Source organism: Brevibacillus fortis, assembly GCF_003013395.1.
GTDB classification, from domain to species: Bacteria; Bacillota; Bacilli; order Brevibacillales; family Brevibacillaceae; genus Brevibacillus; species Brevibacillus fortis.
Genome location: NZ_PXZM01000062.1, coordinates 25,920 through 31,919 on the forward strand (window position 1 = coordinate 25,920; position 6,000 = coordinate 31,919).

Sequence of the window (6,000 nt, forward strand, 5' to 3'; positions counted from 1 at the left end):
GCCCTTTCGTTACACAATTCGTCTTCCCATGACAAAAAAAGAAAAGCCCTATCCCGAATAACCCGAGAAAGCAGTTGCCCCCTTGCCAAAATTATGAGTCACCGACCGATCAACCGCTTGCTTGCAACAAAAAGACATCCGCTTTTAGAACGGATGTCTTGCTTCCTACGATTCTTCATTGTTGAGCTTTTCTTTAATCAGGTAACGGCATTTCACTTGCCCTTCGGCTATACAAGAAGTACGCTCTACATGCGCGTCTACTAGTGACTCAAACAACGATAGCTCGCATTTACATGCTTGGCGATAGCGAACGGCTACTTGTAGGACAGGACAATTTGCTTCTTCAAGCGTGTACAATCCATCCCTGATTTTTTCCAAGTGAGGCATGTATCCTTGCTCATTTTGTATGCTCGCCAACGTTTTCACTCGCTCGTCAAAACCTTGTCCTCGCATTACCTCCCGATAGTTTTGTAAAATCCGTACCATTCGCTTCTCAAACAATTGATCGACGAAAGCTTCCCCATACAAATCCTGAATGCCCGCCACCAGCTCCGTAGCCAAATCGCTGTAGTGACGCGGAAATAATTGTTCAGCTGTATTCGTCAGATGATACACATAGGCTGGTCTGCCTGTTCGCTGGCGGACGATTCGAGCCTCGATGTACTGTTCTCTATGCAAAACGTCTAAATGCTTACGCACCGCGACTTTGGTTATGCCGAGATGCTTTGACAATTCCTGGACATTGACTGAACGGCGCTTCTTAAGCAACTCCAAAATTTCTCGACGTTTTTCCTGTTCTTGAAAATAGACCGCGTGTCTATTCATGGATGGACCTTCCTTAGCGGATTGCTTCGTTATACAAACGATTGACTTCCTCCCAGTTGACCACATTCCACCACGACGAGACAAAATCAGGGCGTTTATTTTGGTACTGCAAGTAATAAGCGTGTTCCCACACATCTACGACCAATATGGGCGTTTTCTTCTCCATAAATGGAGTATCCTGATTGGGCGTGCTGATCACTTCCAACTTGTCCCCGTTGACCACAAGCCACCCCCATCCAGATCCGAAACGACTGATAGCTGCTTTTGTCAATTCATCCTGCATATCCTCAAAGCTTCCGAAATACTTGTCGATTCCTTTCGCAATATCCCCTGTTGGTTTCCCTCCGCCAGCCGGACTCATGATCGACCAATACAAGCTGTGTCCATAATGGCCGCCCCCATGATTTCGAACAGCCATACGGATGTCTTCCGGGATATCCTCCAATTGGCTAATTAGTTCCTCGACCGAAGCATTCCTGAACTGCGAGTAGTTTTCAAGAGCCTTGTTTAAGTTGGCCACATAGGTTGCATGATGCTTTCCGTGATGAATTTCCATCGTTTTCGCATCCAGGTAAGGTTCCAGCTCATCATAGCGATATGGCAGTTCCGGTAACGTAAAGGCTTCCATTTCTTATCTCCTCCAATCTTATTTGTCGGTTACAAGCCTAGTTTACAAGATGAAAAATATTTTGTACATATCCAAATTTGTTTCCTTAGTGCAAAATTCGTTTATGCATGAATCCTGCATTGCAAACAACCATGCTATATTGTAGAATAACGACAAATCATCTTTCCTCAAGGAAACAATTTTTCTGCAAGTCAAATCTTTCGTGCTGGAAGGAATATGATTCCATGAACGTCTTATTGTCAAAGGAACCGCCATATCCTGTTTTTCAGCCCTTGTTACATCTGAGGTCAGGACAATTTTTCGGGTACGAAGCACTTCTTCGCTCCTCTACACACCAATCTCCAGAATTCCTTTTTCGAAAGGCTCGTTCAGAGGGACACTTGTATGAATTGGATACGCTATCGATGAAAAAAGCAATTGAAGTGTATTTTACCAATGTGACTTCTTTCGATCATGCTCCGCTCTTGTTTATCAACGTGTTTCCTTCTACGCTGATAAACCCTGCTTTCCTATCGTTTATTTCGGAGGACTTGTTTGGATCGTGGAACAATCGGATTGTCTTGGAAATCAATGAAGCCAATGAAGAAGACAAGATGTGGGAGATAAGATTGTTGGGGCAAAAAATACGTGAGCTACGTCAGCAGGGATTTCTGATCGCATTAGATGATGTCGGCTCGGGAGCCGCTTCCTTAAAAAAGATCGTGGAATATGAACCAGATATCGTAAAGCTCGACAGGTACTTCGGGAAGCAATTGTCGTCCTTACCTAATAAGCAAAAACTCGTCTCGCTTTTCGTCCAATATTGCCAAGATCAAACGCAGCTTGTACTGGAAGGAATCGAGGAGCCAGAGGACTTATCTGCCGCTTTGGAACTTGGGGTACCTATTGGTCAAGGTTTTTTGCTAGGGCACCCAGAACCACTTCTAGCCACACAAAAAAGACGATGAAAACTTTCTCATCGTCTCTCGTGTCTCATTATTTTCCTATCGGCTCCATGGAAGCGTTCAGTGCATGAGCCACATATTCTTCTGCACCATGCTCAATCTGCTCATCCGAAATCCCCATTACCCCTTGGAACAAGAATGGTTTTAAGAATTTCATTCCCGTTAAATTTGCCATCGCTTGCAGCGGTTTGATCAGTTCGCTGATGGAATAGTAGTTGTATCCATCACGTTGATATGCTTCCTCTGGTCCGCCTGTAGAAATCGCGAGGAGAAGCTCTTTGCCGTGCAGCTTATTTCCTTCAGATCCGTAAGCCCAGCCATATGTCAACACAGCATCCTGCCACTGTTTCAAAAGGGCTGGTGTGCTGTACCAGTAAAGCGGAAATTGAAAGACGATACGATCGTGATCTTGCACCAGCTTTTGCTCTTGTTCAATATCGATCTGGAAATCTGGATAGGCAGCATATAAATCGTGAACCGTTACGCTTTCTTCTTTTTGCATTCTTTCCTTCCATGCTTTATTGATACGGGACTGAGACATGGTAGGGTGTACTGCGATAACGAGAGTTTTCATGGATATCCTCCAATTACGTTTGTTTGTACATACAAATTATCAGATGAACAGGATACTGTCAACTCTCCCGTTCATTACAAATGCTGGAATCAAGACTCCGTCTCGTTCTTTTCCAGCATTTCGACTGTCTCATGAATCATCTGTGTCACTGATTTTGCCTGAGCTTCCCCAAGCAATTCCACATAGTTTTTGTACATATCTTTAATGGCTTCTTCTATGTCAGCCTGAGCTTCTCGCCCCTTTTTCGTAGGCAAAACGAAGATGTTTTTCCCCTCTACTTCTCGCTCCAGAAATCCTTTTCCCACGAGTTTATCGACAAAACGAGTAATCGTTGATGGTGTCATATGAAGAATTTGCGCCAATTGGGTCGGGGTCACCTTCTCCTTTTCGTTTACAGCCAGCATAAGATACGCATGGGTAGGAGAAAATCCATAACGCTGGAAGGAGTCTTCTGCCAATTTCGTAATCACACGGGATAAACGATTGGAAGTGAAAAACAAACAGTTATGCAAATTGTCGCTATTCAAGCCAAGAATCCCCCTATTGCTGTACTTCGTTCCTTGCGACTGTCTCGTCGCTCTCCCCCTAACTATACGCGATATTTCGGACAAATGTAAGCGAAAGAAAATCCCTCTCATGGAGGGATTACAGTCGAAACATTTGCTGTTCTGCGTTCTACTGTAGAAATGGCATTATTCTTAAAAAGCTTAAAATTCCTTAATAATACGCTTTCAGTGTGCCCAAGAAAAAAGTTAGTGGGCATATTGAAAATGCCTCATCATTAATCTATTTAGTTTTACCTTAAGTTAATTCATCCTGTTACGTACTTCGAAGTTCATATCATTTTAATGAACCCATTTATTTGTCCTTCATGCCGCCAACGGCCGGAAGAGCTACCTACGCAAATAGCCGACCTGAAACGAAAAATCCATCTGGATATAGTTCTAGTAGGCCTGCAAAGTTACAGTAGCGTTTCTCATGTTTTGTTTCAGAACCAGATTTCATCATATATGCTGCCTCCATTCGGGCAGTCGGGCAGGTTCACAAGGTTGTTGTCTTCCTCGCTGTCGGCGGCTGTTTGCAGGTAATACCAAGGCCGACCTGCATAGTAGCCGCCCTGTCTAGCAAATACTTCGGTCTCTCGGCCGCTTGCGCTGCGGACGAAGAATGTCCGCTGGCCATCCAGTATCTGCTGGGCGGCTTCGTCGCGCCACAAACCCCACGATTTCTGCGCCTCGACGCCACCGATGCCCACTATCCTACGAGCACCGTCGAGCATTGCTCCCTTGGTGCTACACATGATCTGAAGACGCGCCGCTGTAGGGAGTCCTCGTCTCACCAGTTTGCGGTGCGCCCAGGCTTGACCGTGTATGGTGTAGGCCCATTCAGGCATATTCCAGATCTTCTGGTTGATCTCGATTGGGCCGGCTTGCGTGGACCTTGCCAATTCAGCCTGACCAAAGGACTGGGAGAACGTGCCCATGGGTTTGTCGCGGTCGATGGCCGTGCCCAGAAAGCCGCCAGCATCAAGATTCTTGAGTATTGTCACTACCGCGCTCGACGGAGCAGCGACCTCGAAAAGGTCCTGAATGGGCTTGAGCCGGCGTGCCAAGATATTTTGCAACGCTTTGTCCATCGTCAGCGGATTGGAGGAAGTAGCTACGAGCGCTGCCGCATCGGCAACAAGCCCTGCTAGGCCGAGGCTGTCCAATGTCGATTTGACCGTCCGCTCGATGAGATTGATCGTTGAACGACGGGCTGCCTCAATCGCGGAGTTCGGAGTGAGGTTTTCCTCGAGTAGAACTCCACCGCAAATGATGCGTCCGGGAATTTCAATCGGTGGCTGACCGGGAACGGAAATGGTTATTGGTCGCAATGATGTTGTCCAGCGTCCTACTTCGGCCGGTAATGGACGCGTGCCGTACTTGATGGATCCGCCAATATTCCCGTGACTGTTAGTGGGAGCCTTGAAGATTGGGGTGCCGGCGAGGAAGTTGCCATCTTGGTGCAGGCCTTCTCCGTCAATCTTGATCATGAAGACCCACATATAGGGTTCCGACTCAGGCCCCATAACATTGTCGATATCGTCGCCTTGGAAGCAAAACAGCTTGTCCAAAGACACGGTAAGGTTGAAGTTCTTTGGTCCGAGCACCATGGTATACCTCCGGATCTACGATTTTGACGTGGCAGAAGTGTAGCGGGCCAAAAATTAGTTTGCAGGGTATATTACGCTTAGATTGGATGCAGCGATAGGTAGTGGGTAGGATTAAGCAAAATTCTAATTTACTCACCGAAAATCCAATAAAATAAAAGGATATTGTCCTTCTTTAATGATTACCAAAAAGTTTGACTCTATACCCGATTTATTTTCTTCAGTCAGAATTGCACAAAAGAAGTGTCCACGTGGGACCCTCTTTTTACTTTGGTATTTTATTGAAAGGTTGCCCATATTATTGTGCACTTTCTCAAGAAACCATTTACTACAACATTTTTGGGTACCGCACATTAAAGAAGCATTTGAGATTCTGCGTATTGAACTAAACGTTTTGTCATCTCTCCGCCGACAGAGCCATTTTGGCGTGCCGACGTATCTGCTCCCAACTCGACTCCAAATTCAGCAGCGATCTCGTACTTTAATTGATCAAGTGCTGCACGGGCTTGTCCATACACCAAGGAATTCGAACGTGCCATTGCTGTTCACCTCTGGTTGATGATGTGCTGGTAGTATGTGCAGATTATGGGAGCCTATTCAAACATGCTCTGATGCTAGTCTTTGTTCTTTGGAAACCACGCCACTCACCATGTAAATCGGCACGCCTTCTTCCGTATACACTTTTCTCGCAATGTTCGTTTGCTCCCATTTTTCTAATACGGCTGCTGCTTCATCCATGGTGATTCTGGCATTGTAAGCCAACTCGAAAACAGCTAAAGCACCGCGCCTCTTCGTATTCAGAAATATCGTTCGAATAAATTTTACGTGAATGGATAAAAAAGACACCAACAAAATCGCTGAACTGTTACCCGTTAGA

The 6,000-nt window shown here is 45.7% G+C and carries 7 protein-coding genes and 1 pseudogene; 1 reads left to right on the forward strand and 7 read right to left on the reverse strand.

Going from position 1 to position 6,000, the window contains the following annotated elements; translation table 11 throughout:
• Positions 1-165: 165 nt before the first annotated feature.
• Together C7R93_RS28865 and C7R93_RS28870 are read right to left on the reverse strand one after the other, a co-directional pair.
• On the reverse strand, positions 166-825 hold the full coding sequence (locus C7R93_RS28865) for a helix-turn-helix transcriptional regulator (protein ID WP_106842014.1): 660 nt from the start codon (positions 823-825) through the stop codon (positions 166-168).
• Positions 826-838: 13 nt separating this feature from the next.
• Positions 839-1,453, reverse strand: coding sequence for a superoxide dismutase (locus C7R93_RS28870; protein WP_106842015.1), 615 nt, complete (start codon positions 1,451-1,453; stop codon positions 839-841).
• Positions 1,454-1,677: 224 nt separating this feature from the next.
• Between C7R93_RS28870 and C7R93_RS28875 the strand changes: the two genes are divergently transcribed.
• Positions 1,678-2,400, forward strand: a complete 723-nt coding sequence (locus C7R93_RS28875; RefSeq protein ID WP_106842016.1) for an EAL domain-containing protein — start codon at positions 1,678-1,680, stop codon at positions 2,398-2,400.
• A 28-nt stretch (positions 2,401-2,428) separates the two neighbouring features.
• Here C7R93_RS28875 and C7R93_RS28880 read toward each other — a convergent pair whose 3' ends face one another.
• The 5 genes and pseudogenes from C7R93_RS28880 to C7R93_RS28900 form a co-directional block, all read right to left on the reverse strand.
• Positions 2,429-2,971, reverse strand: coding sequence for an NAD(P)H-dependent oxidoreductase (locus C7R93_RS28880; protein ID WP_106842017.1), 543 nt, complete (start codon positions 2,969-2,971; stop codon positions 2,429-2,431).
• A gap of 89 nt (positions 2,972-3,060) precedes the next feature.
• Entirely contained in the window at positions 3,061-3,498 is a 438-nt protein-coding gene (locus tag C7R93_RS28885; protein WP_106842018.1) for a MarR family winged helix-turn-helix transcriptional regulator, read from the reverse strand.
• Positions 3,499-3,959: 461 nt separating this feature from the next.
• A complete protein-coding gene (locus C7R93_RS28890) occupies positions 3,960-5,126 on the reverse strand; it encodes a DUF3892 domain-containing protein (RefSeq protein WP_106842019.1) in 1,167 nt (388 codons plus the stop codon).
• Between the two features lie 350 nt (positions 5,127-5,476).
• The gene (locus tag C7R93_RS28895) at positions 5,477-5,662 is read right to left on the reverse strand and encodes an alpha/beta-type small acid-soluble spore protein (protein WP_106842020.1); all 186 of its coding nucleotides are present in this window, start codon (positions 5,660-5,662) and stop codon (positions 5,477-5,479) included.
• Between the two features lie 58 nt (positions 5,663-5,720).
• Positions 5,721-6,000 (reverse strand): annotated as a pseudogene (locus tag C7R93_RS28900) (hypothetical protein); the annotation flags it as partial.